At 63.1% G+C, this 22,905-nt stretch carries 15 protein-coding genes; 6 read left to right on the forward strand and 9 right to left on the reverse strand.

What is annotated here, in order from left to right:
• The 4 genes from repA to NL154_RS25445 all read left to right on the forward strand — a co-directional run bounded on the left by repA (position 1) and on the right by NL154_RS25445 (position 4,868).
• On the forward strand, positions 1-1,197 hold the full coding sequence (repA, locus tag NL154_RS25430) for a plasmid partitioning protein RepA (RefSeq protein WP_210632464.1): 1,197 nt from the start codon (positions 1-3) through the stop codon (positions 1,195-1,197).
• On the forward strand, positions 1,194-2,189 hold the full coding sequence (gene repB / locus NL154_RS25435; RefSeq protein ID WP_434734458.1) for a plasmid partitioning protein RepB: 996 nt from the start codon (positions 1,194-1,196) through the stop codon (positions 2,187-2,189). The genes repA and repB overlap by 4 nt, the downstream gene beginning before the upstream one ends.
• A 154-nt stretch (positions 2,190-2,343) precedes the next feature.
• Complete coding sequence (gene repC / locus NL154_RS25440; RefSeq protein ID WP_221144786.1) at positions 2,344-3,558, forward strand: plasmid replication protein RepC; 1,215 nt, start codon at positions 2,344-2,346, stop codon at positions 3,556-3,558.
• 176 nt (positions 3,559-3,734) lie between these two features.
• Complete coding sequence (locus tag NL154_RS25445; RefSeq protein WP_434734459.1) at positions 3,735-4,868, forward strand: RHE_PE00001 family protein; 1,134 nt, start codon at positions 3,735-3,737, stop codon at positions 4,866-4,868.
• 124 nt (positions 4,869-4,992) lie between these two features.
• Here the strand turns inward: NL154_RS25445 and NL154_RS25450 are convergent, their stop codons facing one another.
• The 8 genes from NL154_RS25450 to NL154_RS25485 form a co-directional block, all read right to left on the reverse strand.
• Positions 4,993-5,703, reverse strand: a complete 711-nt coding sequence (locus NL154_RS25450; protein ID WP_184473408.1) for a Bax inhibitor-1/YccA family protein — start codon at positions 5,701-5,703, stop codon at positions 4,993-4,995.
• Positions 5,704-5,723: 20 nt separating this feature from the next.
• Positions 5,724-6,491, reverse strand: coding sequence for an anti-sigma factor family protein (locus NL154_RS25455; protein ID WP_434734460.1), 768 nt, complete (start codon positions 6,489-6,491; stop codon positions 5,724-5,726).
• Positions 6,478-7,017 (reverse strand): sigma-70 family RNA polymerase sigma factor, encoded by a 540-nt coding sequence (locus tag NL154_RS25460; protein WP_210632469.1) that lies wholly within the window; start codon positions 7,015-7,017, stop codon positions 6,478-6,480. Before NL154_RS25460 ends, NL154_RS25455 begins: the two co-directional genes overlap by 14 nt.
• Before the next feature lie 357 nt (positions 7,018-7,374).
• Complete coding sequence (cueR, locus tag NL154_RS25465) at positions 7,375-7,764, reverse strand: Cu(I)-responsive transcriptional regulator (protein ID WP_221144792.1); 390 nt, start codon at positions 7,762-7,764, stop codon at positions 7,375-7,377.
• A 9-nt stretch (positions 7,765-7,773) separates the two neighbouring features.
• On the reverse strand, positions 7,774-10,302 hold the full coding sequence (locus tag NL154_RS25470) for a heavy metal translocating P-type ATPase (RefSeq protein ID WP_434734461.1): 2,529 nt from the start codon (positions 10,300-10,302) through the stop codon (positions 7,774-7,776).
• Positions 10,303-10,459: 157 nt separating this feature from the next.
• Positions 10,460-13,069 carry a malto-oligosyltrehalose synthase gene (gene treY, locus NL154_RS25475; protein ID WP_434734462.1) on the reverse strand — a complete coding sequence of 870 codons (2,610 nt, stop codon included), beginning with the start codon at positions 13,067-13,069 and terminating at the stop codon, positions 10,460-10,462.
• 60 nt (positions 13,070-13,129) lie between these two features.
• On the reverse strand, positions 13,130-15,211 hold the full coding sequence (gene pbpC, locus NL154_RS25480) for a penicillin-binding protein 1C (RefSeq protein WP_434734463.1): 2,082 nt from the start codon (positions 15,209-15,211) through the stop codon (positions 13,130-13,132).
• Positions 15,211-20,679, reverse strand: a complete 5,469-nt coding sequence (locus NL154_RS25485) for an MG2 domain-containing protein (protein ID WP_434734464.1) — start codon at positions 20,677-20,679, stop codon at positions 15,211-15,213. The genes pbpC and NL154_RS25485 overlap by 1 nt, the downstream gene beginning before the upstream one ends.
• Before the next feature lie 199 nt (positions 20,680-20,878).
• Between NL154_RS25485 and msrA the strand changes: the two genes are divergently transcribed.
• On the forward strand, positions 20,879-21,583 hold the full coding sequence (msrA, locus tag NL154_RS25490; RefSeq protein WP_434734465.1) for a peptide-methionine (S)-S-oxide reductase MsrA: 705 nt from the start codon (positions 20,879-20,881) through the stop codon (positions 21,581-21,583).
• 50 nt (positions 21,584-21,633) lie between these two features.
• On the opposite strand, the gene NL154_RS25495 is transcribed toward msrA, so the two are convergent.
• Positions 21,634-22,173, reverse strand: coding sequence for a L,D-transpeptidase family protein (locus NL154_RS25495; RefSeq protein WP_434734535.1), 540 nt, complete (start codon positions 22,171-22,173; stop codon positions 21,634-21,636).
• Between the two features lie 281 nt (positions 22,174-22,454).
• Between NL154_RS25495 and NL154_RS25500 the strand changes: the two genes are divergently transcribed.
• A complete protein-coding gene (locus NL154_RS25500; RefSeq protein WP_221153271.1) occupies positions 22,455-22,895 on the forward strand; it encodes a response regulator in 441 nt (146 codons plus the stop codon).
• The last annotated feature ends 10 nt before the right edge of the window (positions 22,896-22,905 follow it).

Consider the following 22,905-nt stretch of genomic DNA (forward strand, 5'->3'; position numbering starts at 1 on the left):
TTGGACAACATTAGCGTATCGACGACAGACGTGCGGATCGAGCGGCATGCGAGCCAGCTTTCGCGGCAACTGAAGCTCCTCCGCGACAAGCTGTTTCCGCCGCTTGCGCAGAAGACGCTGCGCACGTTCTCTTCCGGCGAAGCCGCGCAGATGATCGGTGTTTCCGACGGTTATCTTCGTCAGCTTTCGCTGGACGGCAAGGGGCCGCAGCCGGAACTTTCGTCGAATGGTCGACGCTCCTATACGCTCGGTCAGATCAATGAATTGCGCCATTATATGGCGAACCTCAAGCCGAAGGACGCGCTGAGCTACCTCCCGTGGCGTCGCCCCGGCGAAAAGTTGCAGACGGTCGCAGTCACCAATTTCAAGGGCGGTTCGGCCAAGACGACGACGACGCTTTATCTGGCGCAATATCTGGCGCTGGAGGGTTACCGGGTGCTGGCAATCGATCTCGACCCGCAAGCCTCGCTCTCCTCCATGCTGGGCGTTCAGCCGGAATTCGATCTTTCCGACGGCGATACGCTTTACGGCGCCATCCGCTACGATGCGGCTCGCAAGCCGCTGAAGGAGATCGTCCGCAAGACCTATTTCGACGGACTCGATCTGGTGCCCGGCAATCTCGAGCTGATGGAGTTCGAGCATGAGACGCCGCGGGCGCTCAATGATCGCCAGAAGCCGGCCGAGCTGTTTTTCCGTCGCGTTGGCGTCGCTATTGCCGAGGTCGAGGCCGATTATGACGTGGTGGTGATCGACTGCCCGCCGCAGCTCGGCTACCTCACCCTCGGCGCCGTTTGCGCCGCCACGTCGCTGCTCATCACCATCCACCCGCAGATGGTCGATGTCGCCTCCATGTCGCAGTTCCTGTTGATGACCTCGGATCTTCTCTCTGTGGTTCGCAGGGCCGGCGGCGACCTGCAGCACGACTTCATCAAATATGTCGTCACCCGCCACGAACCCTTCGATGCGCCGCAGTCGCAGATCGTTGCCCTGCTGCGCAGCCTGTTCGGCGACGACGTGCTGACGGCAACCATCCTCAAATCGACGGCAATCGCCGATGCCGGGCTGACAAAGCAGACGCTTTACGAAATCGAGAAGGGGCAGGTGCGCCGCTCAACGTACGACCGGGCGCTGGAATCGGTCAATGCTGCCAATGGCGAGGTTCTTGCCGGCATTCACAAAGCCTGGGGCCGCACATGAGCAGACGCGACCGCCTGAAAGGTCTTTTCGACGATACGGCGCAGGAGTTGGCCGCGGCCAACTACGAGGAGCCTTCTTCGCGCGGATCGGCCGGTCCGGTTCGGACAATGGCGTTGACCCTTGGCCGCATGGAGGAAGAGAGCAGGGCGATGCAGGAGGCTTTGCTCTCCGGCGAGCGCATCGTCGAACTCGATCCCGATCTGATCGATTCTTCCTTCGTCCGCGACCGCCTTGCCGACCAGCCGCTCGATTTCGAGGACGAGCTGGTGCAGTCGATTGCCGATAATGGCCAGGAGGTGCCGATCCTTGTTCGGCGCCATCCTGAAGACGGCGAGCGTTACCAAATTGCCTACGGCCATCGCCGCCTGCAGGCCGTCAAACTGCTCGGCCGCAAAGTGCAGGCGATCGTCCGTCAGCTCGACGATACCGATGTCGTCATTGCACAGGGCATTGAGAATTCGGCGCGCCGGAACCTTTCCTATATCGAACGCGCCGTCTTCGCTCTCAATCTCGAGCTCAAGGGCTTTGAGCGTCCCGTCATCATGAAGGCGCTGTCCACTGACAAGACGGAGCTATCGAAGCTGTTGTCGGTCGCCAAGGCCATTCCGGCCGAAATCATCAGGTTGGTGGGGGACGCGCCTGGTATCGGACGGCGCAAGTGGATGGCGCTTGCCCAGGACTGGAATGGGACGACGGCGGCGCGGCTTGCAAAGCTAATCGACTCGGAAGGGTTCAGGGCGCAGGAGAGCGACCGCCGATTCGAGCTTCTGGTCGCCGAGCTTGCCAGGAAAGAGGCCAAGCCCGAGCCAACCGAATATGACTGGATGCCGAAGAGCGGCGGCAAGATTGCCGGCCGAATCAGGAGCGCCGGCAATTCCTTCACGATCGCGTTGAAAACAGGCGATGCGCCGGATTTCGGCGCTTACATTTCACGCCGTCTCGATGAGCTTTACGAAGCCTATCAGGCCGGCAAGTTGCAAGCAGGAGAGTAGACCGCAAAAGAAAAAAGCCTCCGAACGTTGCCGCCGCGGAAGCCTTTCTCATATCTGGACAATCTGAGAATCGCACTTCCTCGAATCAGTGTCAAGCATCTTCGGCATCCTTTTGGGTGGTAGATTTCTTTTGCCTTGAAAAAAGGTGAGGGACATGGAGCCTCAATATGTATCGACGCCTTTTGGGCGGCGATCGATGACGCTTGGCATGCTGGCAAATCAGGAAAATGCCAGCAAGGTCGATCCGGATGCATCGGTCGACAAATGGAAGATCTTTCGCGCGCTCTGCGAAGCAAAGGAGATGGTCGGCGTATCCGATCGTGCGCTTGCCGTTCTCAACGCGCTGTTGACCTTCTATCCGAAGAACGAGATTGCCGAGGCCAACGGTTTCGTCGTCTTTCCTTCGAACGAACAGCTGTCGCTGCGCACGCATGGCATGGCCGGCACCACGCTGCGGCGAAACCTGGCGATGCTGGTGGAGTCTGGCCTGATCATCCGGCGCGACAGTCCGAACGGGAAACGTTTCGCCCGCCGTAACGGTGAGGGCGGGCTTGGGGAGGCCTTCGGCTTCAGCCTGGCGCCACTCCTCGTGCGCGCTCGCGAGATCGAGGCACAGGCCGCCCAGGTGCAGGCCGACAAGCTCGAATGGAAGCGCCTGAGAGAGCGGCTGAGCCTTTGCCGGCGTGACATCGCCAAGCTCATCGAGATCGCGTTGGAAGAGGAAATCGCCGGCGAATGGATCGAGATGCAGCAGCATTTCAATCGCCTGTCGGCAAGCCTGCCGCGCCGTCCGTCGGCAGCGGAGATTCAAAGCCTGCTGACCGATCTCGAAGCTTTCCGCCAATTGATCGTCAAGACGCTGGAATCGAAGACGAAAACAGAAAAAACGGACGCCAATGACAGCCGAAACGGTTGGCACATACATAATTCAAACCCACACCCCACATCTGAACTTGAACCAAGCTTCGAAACGAAGCAGGGCGCAAAGTCGGAGGAAGAGCCGCGGCCGTGGCGGGAGCCGCCGAAATCCTTCCCCCTTGCCATGGTGCTGCAGGCCTGCCCCGAGATTGTTGCCTATGGGCCGGGCGGCGGGATCGGCAGCTGGCGGGATTTGATGGCCGCCGCGGTCGTCGTTCGTTCCACCCTCGGCGTCAGCCCCAGTGCCTATCAGCAAGCCTGCGACGTCATGGGGCCGGAAAATGCTGCCACCGTGATCGCCTGCATTCTGGAACGCGGCGGCCATATCAATTCGGCCGGCGGCTATTTGCGTGATCTGACGCGGCGGGCGGAGCGCGGCGAGTTCTCGCTCGGTCCGATGCTAATGGCATTGATGCGGGCCAATGGTCCGATGGCGAGAAAAACGGGATGAAGGGCTCAAAAGCTTCGCGCCAGTCGCAGCGGTTTAAAGGGATTGTGGATCGGCAATCGCCATCTTCTTTGCTTGCTTCTCCGCGCTTTTGTTGAAACAAACCGTTAACCATGTCATAGATGGCGGAAGAAAATAGCTGTTTTGCTTCCATTTGTGAAAAACCGCAAAGCTTAACAATGCGCTATGATATCGACGGTACGATGCTTCAGACCCTACTTCCATTGCTCGCTGCGGCGGAGGATGCGTTGGCGCGACTGGACGAGCGGGTGTTGCGCTCGCCGGTGGGTGAGGGGTTTGCTGAACGCAGCCATTTCTTCGATGCCGCCGGCGCATTATGGGTTGCCGGCGAACTCGTTCATGTCGAGGATCTCGTTCTGCACGACGCGCATATGGATAGCCGCGCTCCGAGCCATGAATTGACGATCGCCCATTCGGTGCTGCGGACGCGTCGGCGCATCTGGACCGGCGAGCCGTCCTGGGCGCTCGGCGCCTCGGGGCTGGCGACGCTGACGGCGACCACGGGGGAAGGGGAGGGCCTCACTCAGGAGGCCAAGAGCCCGGCCGCTGCGGTCGAGGCCGACGATGAGGGCGAGGATGGAGACGCGCCGCTCGCCGCCGAGATGGCCGAGATCGATGCCATTCTTGCCCGCTCGCAGAAGCTCATCGACATCCATACGGGCAAAGCGCCGTCCGGCGAGGCGGCGGCAATATCTCCGGCCAAGCGCAACGATGACCCCCTCGGCCTGCTGGGCGACGAGGAATGGGATGAGGAGCAGCGGCTTGCGGAGTGGCGAGGCGTGCTGCCCCTGGCCGACAGCCTGCCGCCGGTTCTCGGCGCCGTCATCCTGTTCGAAACCTGGGACAGGATCGAGCCGTTGCGGCGTCAGCATTGGCTCGGCGGACTTCTCGTCGAAAGCTACCTGCGCGCCCGCGGCAAGGTCGCTTCCCATCTCTTTTCCTTTTACAGCGGGCTGAAATTGGTGCGCCACGAGCGGCGTCGGGCCCGTGACCGGGCGACGCGGCTGCAAGCCTTTCTTGAGGCGATGCAGTTGGCTGCGGCGGCCGGCCTCAAGGAAATCGACCGGTTGTCGCTGGCTCGCACGCAAATGGAGTTGCGCTTTCGCGGCCGCCGCTCGAACAGCAGCCTGCCGGAACTTGCCGACTTCATCCTGTCGCGGCCGATGGTGTCGGCAGCGATGATCGCCCGTCAGCTGCGCATCACGCCGCGTGGCGCGCTGAACCTCGTCAACGAGATCGGCATTCGTGAAATCACCGGCCGCGGCCGCTACCGCGCCTGGGGCATCATCTGAAACAGAAAAAACCGGCCGGGTCGACGTCCGGCCGGGTCTTTGCGAGTGAGCGCCCGGTCTGCCATCCTGTCACAGATTGCAGACCGGACGCTCTTGCGCTTCCATTGCCCCCAGAAGCGCAGTTCTATTCCCGCTCGCCCGTGAAGTTGAGCAGAAGCTGGAAGATGTTGACGAAGTTCAGGTAGAGCGAGAGCGCACCGAAGACGGCGAGCTTCTGGTTCGATTCCTGATCGTAGTTTTCCGAATACTGTTCCTTGATGTTCTGCGTGTCGTAGGCGGTGAGGCCGACGAAGACGACGATGCCGATCACCGAGATCGCGAACTGCAGCGCGCTCGAACCCAGGAAGATGTTGACGATGCCGGCGATGATGATGCCGAACAGACCCATCATCAGGAACGAGCCCATCTTCGACAGGTCACGCTTCGTCGTGTAGCCGTAGAGGCTGATGGAACCGAACATCGCGGCAGTGATGAAGAAGGTCTGTGCGATGCTCGTCTTGGTGAAGACCAGGAAGACGGAGGCGAGCGACAGGCCCATCACGGCGCAGAAGGCCCAGAAGGTGACCTGGGCGGTGCTGGCCGACATCGTCTGGATTTTGAACGAGAAGAAGAAGACGAAGGCGAGCGGCGCCAGCATCACGACCCACTTCAGCGGCGAGCCGAAGATCGGGACGTAGAGGGCCGGCGTCGAGCCGACGACGAAGGCGACGATGCCTGTGATGACGAGGCCGAGAGCCATATAATTGTAGACGCGCAGCATATGCTGGCGCAGGCCCTCGTCGAACAGGGCCTGGGTGCCTGCCGCGGCACCGTAGCGGGAATTGATCGGGTTCATGCTGATCTCCTCGGTTTGAATTAATAGAGCGAGCGGGCGAGCCGTTCGGCCGCCTGGTCGAGATTGAGACCGCTGTCGTCGGCGATCAGCGCATAGGCGACCTCGCCGATCTGCCAATAGGCGGCTTCTGCTTTTTCCAGCGTGAGATGACTGACCGGCTTGACCTCGAAGGCCCCGGGACGGACCGCGAAAAGCGACAGCCGCTTTCCATCCGACTGCTCGATCGCCATTTCGACGCTGGGGCCGAATTCGGACGGGAAGATCTGCACGTCGGCGACTTTCCAATCCCCAGGCAGTTCGGGCATGACGATGGCGGTGGCGGCGCGAATATCGTCCGCGCTGTAGGTGGCCGGCGTCTGCGGCGGCATTGATTGGCGCAGTGCCGCGGTCTGATAGGCGCGGACGGCATCCTCGACATAGGCGGGTGCGGGCACCGACGCCGATACCTCGGTCGCCGAAAAGGCGCCGAACGAATTATGCGCCACCCAGCCGGTGGTGACCAGAATGCCGACGGCGGCGATGCGCTGCATGGAATGGAAGATACGGCCATAGGAAAGGCCACGTTCCAGCCGGCGGGCGGCATCGCGGGTCTCGGGACGGCCGAAGGCATTTTCGCCGGCAAGCGCCAGGCGCAGCTCACCCTTCATGCTCAGATCGGCCATGACCTTGGCGGCAGTCGCCGGATTCTCCGAGAGATAGGACTCGACCTGAATGCGGCGGGCGACATCGAGCTCGCCATCCACGTAGGCGTCGAGATCGGCATCGATGATCGGATCAACTGCTTTCATTGCCGCTCCCTCCGATTAATTTGAGATGCGAAACGCGCGGCGACCTCTCCTCGAATTCGCGCAGCTGCGCCCGGGCGCGGGAAATGCGCGACATCAGCGTGCCGATCGGAATACCGAGCGCATTGGCGGCTTCCTGATAGGAAAGGTCTTCGATGGCAACGAGATGCAGCGCTTCGCGCTGCTCCTCCGGCAGGTCGAAGAAGGCGTCGCGCACCTGCTGCAGGCGCACCGCATGTTCCTGGCCGGCCGGCAGCGACTGCTCGGCGTCGACAGCCGCTTCGTCATGGCGACGCGCCAGCGACCGGTTCTGGCGAAGACGATCGATGTGGGCATTGTGCAGGATGGAAAGCAGCCAGGTACGCAGGTTGCCACCGCTTCGGAAGCTCTTTCGCTTCTCGAAGGCGCGCACCAGAGCATCGTGCACCAGATCCTCCGCCTCATCCGAGTTGCGCACCAGCGCGCGAGCATAGCGCCTTAGCGCTGCAAGCTGTCCGATGACATCGAAGGGGCGGTCTTTGCGTTCCATGCTTGAGTATACGTAAGCGCGGCTGATTTTATTCCCGGCGGCAAAAAAAAATCATGCCAGCCCGAAATCGCCGCCGCCGAACCGGGGAAATTCCGCAAACGCATATGTGCCTTAAATCGGCGATTGTTTATGACAATTACATGACGGATCATCACGCCGCTGATTTTCGTCAGGGCTTCGCTTCTCGCTCTGACCGATCCTCATCTCAAGGACCGCAATATTCTCGACGTGATTTACGCGCTTGCGATCAAGCATCGCCTCGATGAGGGCGTGTTTGAGGACGGAGACGAGGACGAGCCCGCCGAGCCGGCGCCGTTCCAGACGGTCAGCTAGACCCTCCCGGCTTTCCCAGAATGGTCAGGGACCGTCCGAGAGCTCCTCGAGGATTGGACAGTCCGGCCGGTCGTTGCCATGGCAGGCATGCACGAGATGCTCGAGAGTGTGGCGAAGTTCCGTCAGTTCGCGGATCTTGCGGTCGATCTCCCCGAGTTTCATCTCGGCAATGTCCCTGACATCGGCACTCGCCCGGGCTTTGTCCTCATAAAGCGCCAGCAATTGCCGGCATTCCTCGACGGAAAAGCCGAGGCCGCGTGAACGCTGCAGGAAGCGCAGCTTGTGAACATCGGCCGCAGCATAGTCGCGATAGCCGTTTCCGCCCCTTTCGGGGCGGATCAGGCCGATATCCTCGTAGTAGCGGATGGTCTTCGAAGGCAGGCCGGACCGCTCGGATGCTTCGCCGATATTCATGGCCGTCTCCTATAATTTTGCAAAGCGCAGTCTCAGCGCATTTGATATCACCGATACGGACGAGAGGCTCATCGCCGCCGCCGCGATCATCGGCGAGAGCAGCAAGCCGAAAACCGGATAGAGGATGCCGGCGGCGACCGGCACGCCGAGCGCGTTGTAGCCGAAGGCGAAGCCGAGATTCTGGCGAATATTGTGCATCGTCGCCTCCGCCAGCCGCCGCGCCCTGACGATCCCGTTGAGATCGCCTTTAACCAATGTAATGCCGGCGCTTTCCATCGCAACATCGGCGCCGGTGCCCATGGCGATGCCGACATCGGCGGTCGCAAGAGCCGGGGCGTCGTTGACCCCGTCGCCGGCCATGGCGATCACCGCACCTTTGGCGCGCAGTTCCTCAATCAGCGCCTTCTTGCCTTCCGGCAGCACGTCGGCACGGACCTCGTCGATGCCGAGGCTTTTCGCCACCGCCCGCGCCGTGCGCTCGTTGTCGCCGGTCGCCATGATGATCTTCAGCCCGCTGTCGTGCAGCGCCTTGATGGCGGCTGATGTCGTCGGCTTGACCCGGTCGGCGACGGCGACGAGACCGGCAAGCTTGCCGTCGAGCGTCACGAACATCACCGTCTTGCCATCGCCACGCAGGACTTCGGTCTTCTCCGACAGCGCCGACGGATCGACGCCGAGATCGGCGAGCAGCGCCGCATTGCCGAGCGCCACCTTTGCACCGTCGGCTATGCCCTGGACCCCCTTGCCGGTTTTCGCCTCGAAACCGGTCACCTCCACGAAGGCGGCACCGCGCTCTTCGGCGCCGGCAACGATCGCTTCGGCCAGCGGATGCTCGGAGCCGCGCTCGAGGCTCGCGGCCAGCGACAGCAGCCCGTTCTCCTCGACGCCGCCGACGGCGACGATGTCGGTGAGCACAGGCTTGCCTTCGGTCAGCGTGCCGGTTTTGTCGACGATCAGCGTGTCGACCTTGGAAAAGCGCTCCAGCGCTTCGGCGTCCTTGATCAGCACACCTTCGCCAGCGCCGCGCCCGGTCGCGATCATGATCGACATCGGCGTTGCAAGACCGAGCGCACAGGGGCAGGCGATGATCAGAACGGCGACCGCGGCAAGCAGCGCGTTTGCCAGGCTCGGCTCCGGTCCGATGGCCGCCCAGATGACGAAGGCAAGGATGGCGACGGCGACGACGGCGGGCACGAAGAAGGCCGACACCCGATCGACGGCGCCCTGAATAGGCGCCCGCGAACGCTGCGCCTTGGCGACCATGTCGACGATGCGCGACAGCACCGTGTCTGCGCCGACCTTCTCGGCCGACATGACGAGGGAGCCGTTCTTGTTGATCGTGCCGCCGGTCAGCCCGTCGCCCGTCGTCTTCTCGACGGGCAGGGGCTCGCCCGATATCATCGATTCGTCAACGGTCGACTGGCCCTCCAGCACGGAGCCATCCACCGGTACGCGCTCGCCCGGGCGCACGCGCAGCCGGTCGCCGGTCTGGATCTCCTCCACCGGCACGTCCCTCTCGTTGCCATCGGCATCGATACGCCGCGCCATCTTCGGCGCGAGGTCGAGCAGAGCGCGGATTGCCGAGCCGGTCCGCTCGCGTGCCTTCAATTCCAGCACCTGGCCGACGAAGACCAGGGCGACGATGACGGCGGCCGCCTCGAAATAAACAGGCACCGAGGCGCCATGGCCGCGAAAGCTCATCGGGAAAAGACCGGGCGCAAGCGTGGCGACGACGCTGTAGACATAAGCGGTGCCGACACCGATGCCGATCAGCGTCCACATGTTCGGGCTGCGGTTGACGAGAGAGGCCCAGGCGCGGCGGAAGAACGGCAGGGCGGCCCACAGCACGACCGGTGTTGCCAGCGCTAGCTCAATATAGGTCGCCAGCGGTTCGCCGATCGCTTCCCGGAGCGGCAGGCCGAGCATCGGTCCCATCCCGAGCGCCAGCAGCGGCAGGGCAAGGATGGCGCTGACCCAAAGCCGTCTGACGAAATCGACAAGTTCCGGATTCGGTCCTTCGTCGGCCGGAGGAATGCCCATCGGCTCCAGCGCCATGCCGCATTTCGGGCAGTCGCCGGGCCCGTCGCTGACGACTTCCGGATGCATCGGGCAGGTATAGAGCGTACCCTTCGCCGCCGGCTTTGCCGCCGGACGGGCGCCGTTGCGATAGGCCGAGGGGTCAACCTCGAATTTGGTTTGGCAGGCGGCCGAGCAGAAGTAGAATTTCTCGCCTTCGAATTTGGCGAAGTATTTTGCCGTCGAACGATCAACGGCCATGCCGCAGACCGGATCCTTCGCCGTCAGATAATCCTGCGGCTGCGCCGCAAACTTCGTGCGGCAGCTCTCGGAGCAGAAATGATAGAGGCGGCCCATGTGGTCGAACGAAGGTTTGCCGGCTCGCGGATCGACCGTCATGCCGCAGACGGGATCACGGATCACCGCTTCGGCAGCCTTCTCCTGATGATCATGGCCGCAATGGCAGTGACCGTCGCCGTGGCTGTCATGATGATGGTCGTCGTGTTCGTGCTTGGTATCCATGGCTATCTCCTGTGCCCCAAAGGGCAGTTGGAGAGGCTTATCCACCTTCCAGCAACTGGAAGGTCAAGCGCTAATCTTGACGACATCGATTTTTTCGAAACCGCCGCGTTGCGGGCGCGACGGCGTCGTCGCCCGATCCTCAAATCGCGCCCGAGGCTCAGATCGGACTGATCAGCCCGAGCGGCTGGCTCCCGAGCAGTGCGGCGACCGAAATGCTGCCTCCCGGCTCGATCGTTTTTCCCGTCACGAGATCCGCCTTCAAGCCATGGAGAGGGGAGGGCACCGCGATCCCCGTGTCCTCCCAGAACTCCGGGCCGGCAAAAAGCACGCCGGGATCGAGCCAGCCGAACATCAGCCGCGGGGCGACGGTGATTGCGAATTCGCTGTTGTGCACGCGGGCGAAAGCCAGCACATGATCACGGCGGCTGCCCGTCGTCTTCAACGGCAGATAGTCACCCCCGGCAAAGAGAACCGGGTGCCGCTGGCGCAGCTGCAGGCCGATTGCGATGATGCGCTGCTTCAAGGCCGCCGCCTGGAGCTTGGCGATGGGTCCGGCTTCATCCAGCCAGGCCGTCAGGCTGGCGTGATCGACAGGCCGGCGATTGTCCGGATCGACAAGACTGAAGTCGAAACCTTCCGCGCCCTGGTAAATGTCGGGAATGCCAGGCGCCGTCAGCTTGAGCAATGTCTGCGACAGGCTGTTGACGTAGCCGGCCGCAATAAAGGGCTGCAGCACCCTTTCGAAATCTTCCAGGAAGGCGTCATTGTCCGGCGACACCAGCGCCGCCGCATAGACTGTGATCGCCTCCTCGTAGGCGCCCTCCTGGTCGGTCCAGGCGCTGCGCAATTTCGCCTCGCGCACCGCCTTGACCGCGTAATCGGTAAAGCGGGCGCGAAGGTTTTCCATCTGTGCTCTGTCGAATTCCTCCGGCCAGACGCCGGCGAGCGCCTGATACAGCATCCATTCGGTATTGGGCTCCGGCGCCGCCCCATCTGGCAGATCCTTCAGCCAGGGCCGGTTCATATCACGCCAACGCGCTACCGCCTGGGCAAACACATCCGCACCCTCGCTCAGGACATAGAGCCGCGCGCGCGCATCCTCGCCACGTTTGGTATCGTGCGTGGAGCTTGCCGAAAGCCCATGCGGCTGCAGCCGCGCCCGCTCGGCCATGCGACGATGGAAGCCATCCGGGCCCTCGGGCGCCTTGCCCGGTTCGCCGCCGACCTCGTTTGCGGCAAGCAGCCTGTTATAGCGGTAGAACAGCGTATCCTCCATCGCCTTCGCCATGACCGGCCCGCTCAGCTGTTGAAAGCGGATTCGGAATTCGTGTGCCGCATCGCCTTCGATCTTGCCTTCGAGAAGCTTCAGCACGTAGTCGAGCGCGCGCCGGTCGTCGAGCCGCGCCATCACTTGCGATGCGGTTGCGGCAAGAACGGCCGAATCCTGCCAGCTCAGCTGACCACCGTCGCCATAGGTGCGGTAGACGGGGAATGCGATCAGCAGCTCGCGTATGGCGGTGGCAATCTCTTCCCGGCTTATCTCGGGAAAGATGCCGGCCGCCATCGCTACCAGCCTGCCGGTCTCACCGGCGAAATTGCGCTCGACCATCTGTCGCTTGGCCTGCCGGCGGCCCTCATCGAGATCGCCCGCTTCGCCGGCGAGGCTGCGATAGGCATCGTCCAATATCCGCAGGCCGCCGGCGTCGATGAAGAGCTCGCCGAGGGCGGCGATGAATTCATATCCGGTGGTGCCGGCGACCGGCCAGCTCACCGGCAGGACCTCGCCCGCCCCGAGGATCTTTTCGACGACGATATAGGTGTCTGTCCCGACTGCTGCCCTCAGCCTGTCGAGATAGGCCTTGGGTTCGGCGAGCCCGTCGACATGGTCGATGCGCAGGCCCTGCACCTTGCCATGGCGCACGAGTTCGAGCACCAGCCGGTGCATGTCGTCGAACACATGGGGATCCTCGACGCGGGTGCCGACCAGTCCGGTCACCTCGAAAAAGCGGCGGTAACTCAGATGCCGCGCCGCTTCCTTCCAATGGATCAGCCGCCAATACTGCTCGTCATGCAGGCTCCTCAGGAATTCGCGATCGGACGAGACGTCCTCGAGTTTTTCCTGAAGGACCGCCCGATCGCCTCCCTCGAAGAGGATGTCGCGCAGCGCGCGGGCGAAGTCCTCGCCTGAGGTCGCGGCCGCGGCCTCGGCCATTCGCATTGCGACCGGATCGTCAAGCCGGTTGGCGATCGCGCCGTAGCTGCTCGGGTTCACCGGCAACAGCGTCTGAAAATAGGCCAAGGCGAAATTGCCGTGCGTCTCGTCGAGCACGAGGCGCAGTTCGCCTGATGCCAGCGCCTCTTCGAAATCCTGGCCGAGCTGCGGCAGGGTCAGCGGTTCGCTCCAGTCGATGTCGAAATGGCTGGCATAGGCGCTCTGCGGGCCGAAGGCCAGCACGTCCCGCCACCAGGCGTTGTCAGGCGAAGCGGCCATATGGTTCGGAACGATGTCGAGAACCAGTCCCATGCCCGCCGAGGCGAGGCTTTCCGTCAGCCGGTCGAACCCGGCGCGACCCCCAAGCGCCGGATCGATCTCATTGGCGTCGGTGACGTCATAGCCGTGAGTCGAGCCGTTGACGGCGGTGAAAATCGGCGAGGCGTAGAGGTGGCTGATGCCGAGCGTCTTGAGGTAGGGAACGAGGTCGCAGGCACGATCGAAAGTCATGCCGTTGCGGAACTGTATCCGGTAGGTCGCTGTCGGAAGAGTCATGAGGCCGTCTGACGTTGGAGGGAGACCTTTTCCAACGGTTGTGCCCGGTCTTTGGTTCCCTCAGTCGATGAAAACGCCCACACTTGCGGCGCGTCCGGCTGAATCGATGACGGTCAGTTTCGAATAGCCGCCGCCGTCGGGTAGCCATTGCTGGGTGCGCCGGCGCGAGAGATCGGGTAAGGGCTTACCGTTGGCGAGCCAGCGGAAGGGCGCGCGGCCGCCCTGCAGCTTCAGCATCAGCGGCGATAGATCGCCAGCTCCAGCGCCGAGATCGATATGGGCGCCCTCGGGCGGATAGACGATCTGCGGCGCGGGCTCGCGGCCGGAGGCGACGAGCAGGCCGCTGGCATTCAGTGCAAAACGCCGCTGGCTGATCGGCAATTCGGACTGGGCGATGCGCACGGCGCCTGCCGGCGGGCGGGGCAGGGGCGTCGTGGCGATGCCGGATTTGGCGAAGGCCTCGAACAGGATCGGCGCGGCGGTGCCATAGCCGGTCAGACCGGGCACGGCGCTGTTATCAGGCCGGCCGGCCCAGACGCCGAGCACATACCGGCCGTCATAGCCGACCGACCAGGCGTCGCGATAGCCGTAGCTGGTGCCGGTCTTATAGGCGATGCCGCGCTGCGGTGCGCCGGCCGGTGGAATGACACCGGAGAGAATATTGGCAACGTTCCAGACGGCGACCGGCTCCAGCAACGGTTCGCCGTCGATTTTGCCCGGCGTGCCGGTGATGCCGTCGCCAAGCCTTGCCGGTTGGCCGCGATTGGCGAGCGCCGTATAAAGCTGCACCAGATCCTTCAGCGTGAGGCCGACGCCGCCGAGACCGATCGCCAGTCCCGGCGTCTCGTTCGGCGGCAGGACCGGGCGCACCCCGGCGCGGCGGAAGCGCACCATGAGCCGCGACGGCCCGACGGCGTCGAGCAGCTTGACGGCCGGCACGTTCAAGGAGAGCTGCAAGGCCTCGCGCACGGTGACGTCGCCCTGATAGCTCATGTCGAAATTGCGCGGCCGGTAGCCGAAGAAATCGGCCGGCCGGTCTTCGATGATCGTCTCCTGGGAAACGAGGCCCAGCTCAAAGGCGAGCCCGTAGATGAAAGGCTTCAGCGTCGAACCGGGCGAGCGGTTGACGCGGGTCATGTCGATCCAGCCGGAGCGGCTGGCGTCGAAATAATCGGCCGAGCCGACCTCGCCGACGATCGCGCCGGTCTGCGCGTCCGCCATTACCATGGCGAGCGAAAGCTTCGGCCCGAGTTTCATCGCCGCGGCGCGAGCAACGGATTCCAGCCCCTGCTGCACCTGCTTCTTCAACGTCGTCTGGTGCTTGAGGACCAGAGGCTCCTTGCGCAATGCGGCTTCGCCGAGATGGGCGGCAAAGGCAGGCAATTGCAGGCGTCGCGGTGGAATGGCGACAGCTTCGGCCCGTTCCGCCTCACCGTCGCCGACGGCCTCGGCCACTGCGACGCGGTCGAGCACGCGCTTGCGCGCCTCCTGTGCGGCCTGGAGATTGCGGTCCGGCCGCCGCCGTTCCGGCAATTGCGGCAGGGCGACCAGCAGCGCCGCCTCGGCCACCGTCAGGCGGCGCGGCTCCTTGCCGAAATAGGCAAGGCTTGCGGCGCGTACACCTTCCAGGTTGCCGCCATAGGGGGCATGTGTGAGATAAAGGTCGAGGATCTCTTCCTTCGACAGCCGCCGTTCGATCTGCACGGCGCGTGCAAGCTGCAGAAGTTTTGCCGAAAACGAGCGTTCCGCGCGCGGCTCGATCAGCCGGGCCACCTGCATCGAAAGCGTCGAGGCGCCGGAGACGATGCGGCCGTTGCGGACGAACTGCAGGCTGGCGCGCCCGAGCGCCCAGACGTCGATGCCGGCGTGATCGTAGAAACGCTGATCCTCGTAGGCAACAAGCATGCGCAGGAATTGCGGATCGACGTCGGCGACCAAAGTCTTCAGCCGCCAACGGCCCTCCGGCGTCGCAAAGGCGCGCAACAGCTGCCCATCGGCATCCAGCACCTCGGGTGAAACCACCGCTGCCTTGTCGAGCGGCGGCGGAAAGGCCCGGTCGGCCGCGTCGAGCGCGACGAGAGCCGCGCCGGCAAGAAGGATGCCGGCGGCGGAGCCGATCGCGAACTTGTGCCACAGCCTCATTATTGTGCTGCTATGACCTCCATCTTGCCGGTCGCCGTGCGGGCCGAAAGCTCCGGCCGGTACATGTCCTCGACGCTTGCGGCCGGATGGTCGTACGTGCCGGGGGTGACGGCGCGTACGACATAGGCGACGTTGAATTCACGCTCCTCGCCGGGCGCGCGGTTGAAGGCGGCGACAAAGCGGTCGTAACGGAATTCCGTATGGGCGGCTGATATTTCGCCGATCCAATCGAAATTCGTCATCTGGGCGCTGTCGACGAGGTTCGGATTGTCGATCTCGAAGCCGGCCGGCAGAAGGTCGGTAATGACGATGCGCGACGACCAGTCATTGGTCTCGCGCACATGGATGACGACCACATAGCGCTCGTTCTGCTTCGCCTCGCTGACATTGGCCTGCTCGCCGTCGAGCGTGTAATAGCTGCGCTCGATGAGGAAGCCGTCGCCACCGGCTGGCAGCGGCACGGTGGGAGCGGCAACGGTGGTGACGACAGCCGAGACGGAGTCGTTCGTCTGGTTGGTCAGCGTCAGCGGGTGACCGGCGAGCGCATCGCCGGTCATGCGCGCCATATAGGCGCCGCTATGCGCCGCGCCATTGACATCGATCTTCAGACCGTCGTCACCGCCCTGGAGGGCGCGCGCGGCAAGCAGCATCCAGGCTTCTTCCTGAGTGCTCTTGTATTTGCTGCGGCCCCATTCCTTGGCGACGGACTTGGCGAGATCTGGGATGACAGGCGGCACCGGCCGGCTTTCGGCGGCGAGCGCCAGGATCGCCGCACCATCGCGCAGTATAGTGCCGTAGTCGGTGCGCGAGAGATTGACGCGCGACACCATCGATTGCTGCGACATCTGCAGCGCGTCGATGAAAATGTTCTTCGAACGCTGGGCGTCACCATAGAGCGCCAGAGCGGCGGCGATATGCGCCTTGGCGAGCGGCGTCGGGAACTGGTTGATCATCGTATCGGCATAATAGCGCAGATCGCTGATCGCGGCCTTCTTGTTGCGGGCAAGAACATAGATGGCATAGGCGATCTGGTCGCCCTGGCCGTTGATGTCGGTGGTATAGGACAGCGTGTTCTGCAGATTTTCGAGCGCCTGCACGAAGGCCTTTTCCGGCACGTCATATTTCATTTCGCGGGCCCGCGTCAGGAAATCGGTGACGTAGGAATCGAGCCAGACATCACCGGAATCCGGTCCCCAGAGGCCGAAGCTGCCGGCCGAGGCCTGGTAGGAAAGCACGCGATAGATCGCGTCCTGCACGCGCTTGTGCACGTCCTCGTCGTTTTCGATGCCGGCCTGCTTCGCCACTTCGGCGAAATAGAGCAGCGGCAGCGCCCGGCTGGTCGTCTGCTCGGCGCATCCGAAGGGGTAGCGGTCGAGGGTCATCAGCAGCGCCGGAATGTCGAAGGCCGCCGAACGGGTGACGTTGACGCTGATTGAGGCGCCGGGCAGCACGCTGTCGGCCAACAGGTTCTTGTCCACCGTCAGCTTGGCCCCCGGCTTCAGCGCCAGCACCCTGCGTTGGGTGATCGGCAAGGATGCCGGACGGACCGGCACATCGACGACCTGGTCGAGCGAGATGCCGGAGGCGTCGGACAGGTTGATCGAGACGCTGCCGGCGCCCGGCTGTTTGCCGATGAGCGAAAGCGTCAGTTCGGATTTCGCGCCCGCTTCGAGGCGGATTGTTTGCGAGGCTGAAGCCTGCTCGATGCCGACCGCATCATTGCCGGTCAGCTGCAGCTTGTAGTCACCGGCCGGCGCATCGGTATTGGCGATGTCGAGGCGCAGATTGGCCTTGTCGCCGGGTGCGAGGAATTTCGGCAGGCTCGCCGTCACGACGACGGGATCGCGGATGATGACGTCCTTGACGCCGTGGCCGACACCCGTCTTCGACCAAGCGACCGCCATGACGCGCGCCGTGCCGTTGAACTGCGGAATGTCGAAGGAGACCTTCGCCTTGCCCTCGGCATCGAGCTTGACCGGACCGGAGAAGAAAGCGACGAGCTTCTGCGTCGGCGGGCTTGCCTGCAGCGCAATGGCGCCGCCGTCGCCGCCGGTCCTGAGCTTACCGGTCGCGCCCAGGGAGCCGTCGATCAGCCGGCCGTAGAGGTCGCGGATCTCGAGACCGAGCTGACGCTGGCCGAAATACCAGTCTTCCGGATTCGGCGGTTCATAGCGCGTCAGGTTGAGAATACCGACATCGACGGCGGCAACCGTCACGTAGGCATCCTCGTTGGCGCCGGCGCCGGTCACCTGCAGGCCGATCTCAAGCGGTCCGCGCGGCAGCATCTTTTCTGGTGTGTCGAGCTTGACCTGCAGCGCGCGCTGCTCGGGATCGACCTTCAGCCACTTGATGCCGATCGATCGCATCGGCATGTGGCTGTCCTGCGCGGCGCCGGGGCGGAAGAGCGTTGCCGTGACATAGGCGCCGGCGCCCAGGTCCGCGGTGACCGGGATGTCGATCTCGCCGCCGGTCTCGCCGATCGTGGCGTTCTCCACGCCGACGAGCTTTTCGGTTCCGGCCGTCACCATCAGTTCGCCGCCGTAGCGCGACGTGATTTTCAGCTTGGCGGTTTCGCCGATCTTGTAGCTGTCCTTGTCGAGGGCGATTTCCAGGCCGTCCGGCGTTTCGGTCGACGTCGAGGCGACGAACCAGCCGGCGTCGAATTCGACGCTGGAGGTCGGGCCGTCGGCATCAGGGCTTTCCACTTCGAGGCGGTAGCGGCCCCAGGTCACCGGCACGGAAATCTTGCCGCCATCCATCGTCGCGTCGACGCTGCCGTTGGAAATCTGCTCGGCGGTATAGACCGGCTCGTATTTCCAGGCGGTCCCCTCGCGATACCATTGGTACTCGCGGTTGAGGCTGTAGAATTTCCAGCGCAGGCCCTTCGCCTCCTGCTTCTGCCCCTCGGCATTGACGCCGATCACCGTGAAGTTGGCGATGGAATTCTCGGGCAGCTCGTCGGAAAATTCCGCCTTGATGCCGATCGAAGCGCGATCGTTCTTCACGGGAAGGACAAGCGAGCGCTCGATGGCGCGACCGCCCGCTTCCTGCATGCGCATATAAATGGTGGCGTTGAGCAGCTGCGTCGTTGCCGGCAGGTCGCCGACGGTGAGGTCCGTCGAAGCTTCGCCGTTTTCGTCGAGTTCGGGCAGCCCCTCGATCGGCAGACGCGAATCCTCGTTCGCCTCCTCGTCGGCAAGCCCGAAGAGGAAGCCCTTATAGGCGGCGCTCTCACGCGTCGGCTTGACGACAACATCGCCCTCGAGCGTCAGGCCGACGGCCGGGGCGCCATAGAGATATTTGCCTGAGATGGTGATGTTCGCCGGCGTATCCGGGCCGATCTCCGTGGCCTCGGTCTTGATCTCCATGTCGGTGCGATCGGGCACGAAATCGTCGACGAGGAAACTCTTGCTGGCGATCGCGCTGCCCTTCGGGTCGGTGAAGATGTTCATCGTCCAGGTGCCACGCATGGCGTTTGCCTGGGTGGCGAAATCGACGGAATAACCGCCGAGATTGCTGGTCTGGCTGACGATCCGGCGGTCTTCGACGCCATCCGGCCGGCTGAAGATGAAAGTCAGCGGCAGATTCTCGATGGCATTGCCGTCGGTGTCGCGGGCAAGCGCCTGAGCATGGACGGTTTCGCCGGCGCGGTAGATGCCGCGTTCGGTAAAGGTCAGCACGTCGATCGCGCCGGGTGAGGCGCGGCCGGTAACACCGCGGTCGGAGAGATCGAAGCCGGCCCGCGTCATGTCGAGGAACACATAGTCCGCCGTGCCGTTCCTGGCGGCGATGACGGCGGGCGTCAGCGCCGCCGTTCCGCGGATCAGGCCGGCGGTGAAGGTGGCGCGGCCGTTTTCGTCGGTCGTCGCCGTGCCGAGCACCTCGTTGTTCTTGGCAAGCAGCTGCAATTCGACGCCTGATATCGGCTTTGCCGAGGCAAGCGAACGGGTGAAGACGTTGAGCCCGTCGGTGCCGGCATAGGTGCTGACGCCGATGTCGGAGACGAGGAACCATTGCGTCGCCTGCGAATCCCACTCCTGCGCCGGCGCATTCGGCGCCGTCGCCGTCATCACGTAGATGCCGGGCTTGCGTTCGGGCAGCGCCTCGTCGACGGGGAAGCTGGTGATGATGTCCTTGTTGAGCTCGTTGGCGATGTCGATCGACCCCTGCCAGACCAGCTCGCCGCTCTGTTCCTCGATGTTCTGGGCGCTGTAGCCGTCGAGCTGGGTCAGGAACTGCGAGTTGGTCAAGAGCGGCGCGATGGCGCGGTCGCCGATGCGGTAGAGTTTGAGGTTGGCCGAGGTCAGGTTGACCGAAACGATCGGGATGCCGCGGCGCGCTGTCGAGGGCAACACGAAGCTGTCGCCGGTGAAGCGCACCATCTGGCCGCGGTCCTTGATATAGACGTCGATGGAAACAGGCGCGTCGAGCGTCTCGTCGACCGATGACGGCAGGCCGGTGCGGAAGGCGATCTTGTAGGTCTGGCCGTGCGTCAGGCCCTCGACGCAGATCTGCTTATCCTTGGTCTCGACCGCCTTTGGCGCCTCGCCGTTCAGCGTCACGAAGGGCGTATAGTCGGTGGTCTTGATCAGCGCCTCCGAGAAGGTGGCACAGGCCCGCGGCGTGGCGCTGTCGGCGTCGACCGTGTGTTCGGTGATGCGGAAGCCCTGCGTCGATTTGAGCTGCAGGTAGGCGGTCTGCACCTCGTCGGAGGCAACCAGCGCCAAGCTCGCCTTGTAGGCGTCGAGCGCCGGGCGGTAATTGGCGTTTCGTTCGAGAGCGGTGGCCAGCACGGCGAGCGCCTCGGCGCGCTTGGCCTTGGTGCGGGTCAGCTCGTAGCCGTTCAGCGCGTCGACCACGGCCTGACCGGTGACGCTGCTTTCCGTGCTGCCGAAGGAAATTGCGGCGCGGGCAGATTCGAGCCAGAGATCGGCATCATCGGGCGTGAGCGACAGCGCGCCGTGGAACGCGATCAGCGCGTCCGTCAGGTTGTTGGCCGTCATGTCGAGACGGGCATTGGCCGTCAGGCTGTCGGCGCCCTGGCCCTGCTGGCCGTCTGTCAGGGCAAGATTGTCCTTGAAGTCGTGGGCCTGCTGAATAAGGTCGTTGCTTAGGAAGGTCGGGCGCGGCGCGGCGCCGATATCCGGTTCCTTCTGGGCTGCCGTCTCGACGATCTTGCCGGCGATGGCGCCGGGGAAGGCGTTCATCGTCTTGAAATCGGATTTCAGGAAGCACCATTTCACCTTGGGATTGTAGGTGAAGGCCTTGCAGCTCTTATCGCCGATGCAGGAGGTCTTGCACTGGTCGAGCGAGACGTTCTGCTCGGTGCGAAGATCGAAGCCGAAGAAATCGGCATCCTTGATCGTCTGGATGTCACGCTTGGTCTCCGCAGCGGCGGCTGGAAGGCCGATGGCGATCGCGGAAAAAAATGCGATGGTGGCGAAAGCAAAGAACGAGCGCACGGACATAGGTTCCCCCCGGAATGCTGGCTCAGACCGGCGGCACTCTCCTCACTCCTCATGAGATTGTCAACTCAACTTCGGCGCTGTTTCGCCTTCAAACACACGCTTTCATTTAGTTGTCACATCGGCGTGAGTGAACGGCTTGTGATTTGCCGCTTTGGCAAGGATGAGCAAGGATTTGAGCGACCGCCAGGAGGTAGCGCACATGTCCATGTCTTCCAACCGCTGGAGCCTTGCCGTGCTCCTTGCCGCCACTGCTGTCTTGCTCGACACGGGCATAGCAGGCGCCGCCGAGAAAGCGGTCGTCATTCCGCCGCCGGCCATGGACGAAGCCGTCAGGTCGAGCACCGAGACCGCCATTTTTGCCGGCGGCTGTTTCTGGGGCGTTCAGGGTGTCTTCCAGCATGTGAATGGGATCGAGAGCGCCGTCTCCGGTTATGCCGGCGGCGAGGCTGAAACGGCGCAATACGAAACGGTCAGCTCCGGCTCGACCGGCCACGCCGAAGCCGTCGAGGTCAGGTTCGACCCGAAAAAGGTGACCTACGGCAGGTTGCTGCAGATCTTCTTCTCCGTGGCGCACAACCCGACGCAGCTGAATTTTCAGGGACCGGACCGCGGCACCCAGTACCGCTCGGTGCTGTTCGTCACCGCCACCGAGCAGCGAGAGGTGGCCGAGCGCTACATCGATCAGCTCGACAAGGCCCATGTCTTCCCGAAGCCGATCGTCACCAAGGTGTCCGATGCCGCCGGCTTCTATCCCGCCGAGGCCTATCACCAGGATTTCCTGACGCGCAATCCGACCTACCCCTATATCGTCTACAACGACCTGCCGAAGATCGAGAATTTGAAGACGCTGTTTCCCGCCGACTACCGCAGCCAGCCGGTGCTCGTCGGGAAGACCAAGGGCTGAATTGAGCCTGCTCAGTTTCGGCGGTTGATCCCGGTACGGATCGCAGTCGCTCAAGGCATGATGTCGATGGGCGTATGATCGGGAACGCGGGCCCAAATTTCCCGCATCTCCCTATCGGTGACCGCTATACAGCCATCCGTCCAATCCCACAGGCGATGCATCCCTCCGAGCAGGCCCCAGCCATTCGGCAGCCCGTGGATCATGATGCTGCCGCCGGGCCGATAGCCGTTCACTTCAGCCTCATGTTGCTCTTTCGGATTCGGATAGGAAATGTGCAGGCTGAGATAGGCCACGGATTTTGGATTGCGCCAGTCTATTTCATAACGCCCTTCCGGTGTTTTCTCGTCGCCTTCGCGCTGCTTGGGGCCTGCATCGGCAGCACTTCCAAGTGAAATCTGATAGGTCGAGATCGCAGCGTCGCCTCTGAAAAGGACCATGCGGCGTTCGGACTTGTAAACGCGAATGAGGTCGGCGCGTTGCTCCGGCGGTGCATCCGCGGGCGGCAGGCCCGAGCCGATCCTGGCCATCACTTTGGTATAGGCAAACAGGCTGACGGCCACGATGACCAGGACAACAAATTTAGTTCGCAACGTGATCCTCAATCGCCGAGCCCGATGGAATAACCCGATCGTATCATTGCCCGCTCTCATCCAGAAGTAGGCGGTTGATTCAAGGTGATTGAGCGGCAGGTTTTTGCCTTGCCGGCATCGTGTTAAGGATTTGTCAACGTTAACAATGCGTTAAGCGGCAAAAATCGCGTTTCACCCCGGAACATATCGTCAGGTTTCCCGTTACGACAATGAGTTTCGGGCAGGGAAGACTGCCGAGCGGCTCCTTCTTTCGAAGTATGTGCGTAACAAGAGGACGAATCATGGCCACCAACGTCGTGCGGCGCTGCCAACGAGATGATCTCATGAAGCAGAGAGTATTGATCGTCGAAGATGAATTCCTCATCGCGCTTGATCTCGGCGCGACCGTGGAAGGCATTGGCATGCAGGTCGCGGGCCTTGCGAATGACCGCGAACAGGCGCTGCGGCTGGCGCCGTCCGCCGATATCGCCTTCGTCGACGTCAATCTCGCCGATGGCCCGACCGGGCCTGAGCTCGGCAGGCGGCTGGCGGAAGAGCATGGGATCGCCGTCGTCTTCATGACCGGCAATCCCGAGATCGTCGCCGGCGGCGTCAAGGGAGCGGTCGGCGTCGTCCAGAAGCCGGTCATGCCTTCGCTTGTCGAACAGCTGGTGACATATCTTGCCGCGCGCCGCGTGGGCATGTTTGCGGTCGTGCCGGCGCAGATGACTGTTTTTACATGATCGCAAGGGG

Origin of the sequence: Rhizobium sp. YTUHZ044 (genome assembly GCF_051123975.1) — a bacterium.
In the GTDB taxonomy this organism is placed as follows: Bacteria; Pseudomonadota; Alphaproteobacteria; order Rhizobiales; family Rhizobiaceae; genus Rhizobium.

Excerpts from the sequence above, each read along its gene's own strand:
- repB (WP_434734458.1), top strand. The coding sequence starts at position 1,194 with ATGAGCAGACGCGACCGCCTGAAAGGTCTTTTCGACGATACGGCGCAG.
- repC (WP_221144786.1), top strand. The coding sequence starts at position 2,344 with ATGGAGCCTCAATATGTATCGACGCCTTTTGGGCGGCGATCGATGACG.
- NL154_RS25445 (WP_434734459.1), top strand. The coding sequence starts at position 3,735 with ATGCGCTATGATATCGACGGTACGATGCTTCAGACCCTACTTCCATTG.
- NL154_RS25450 (WP_184473408.1), bottom strand. The coding sequence starts at position 5,703 with ATGAACCCGATCAATTCCCGCTACGGTGCCGCGGCAGGCACCCAGGCC.
- NL154_RS25455 (WP_434734460.1), bottom strand. The coding sequence starts at position 6,491 with ATGAAAGCAGTTGATCCGATCATCGATGCCGATCTCGACGCCTACGTG.
- NL154_RS25460 (WP_210632469.1), bottom strand. The coding sequence starts at position 7,017 with ATGGAACGCAAAGACCGCCCCTTCGATGTCATCGGACAGCTTGCAGCG.
- cueR (WP_221144792.1), bottom strand. The coding sequence starts at position 7,764 with ATGAATATCGGCGAAGCATCCGAGCGGTCCGGCCTGCCTTCGAAGACC.
- NL154_RS25470 (WP_434734461.1), bottom strand. The coding sequence starts at position 10,302 with ATGGATACCAAGCACGAACACGACGACCATCATCATGACAGCCACGGC.
- treY (WP_434734462.1), bottom strand. The coding sequence starts at position 13,069 with ATGACTCTTCCGACAGCGACCTACCGGATACAGTTCCGCAACGGCATG.
- pbpC (WP_434734463.1), bottom strand. The coding sequence starts at position 15,211 with ATGAGGCTGTGGCACAAGTTCGCGATCGGCTCCGCCGCCGGCATCCTT.
- NL154_RS25485 (WP_434734464.1), bottom strand. The coding sequence starts at position 20,679 with ATGTCCGTGCGCTCGTTCTTTGCTTTCGCCACCATCGCATTTTTTTCC.
- msrA (WP_434734465.1), top strand. The coding sequence starts at position 20,879 with ATGTCCATGTCTTCCAACCGCTGGAGCCTTGCCGTGCTCCTTGCCGCC.
- NL154_RS25500 (WP_221153271.1), top strand. The coding sequence starts at position 22,455 with ATGGCCACCAACGTCGTGCGGCGCTGCCAACGAGATGATCTCATGAAG.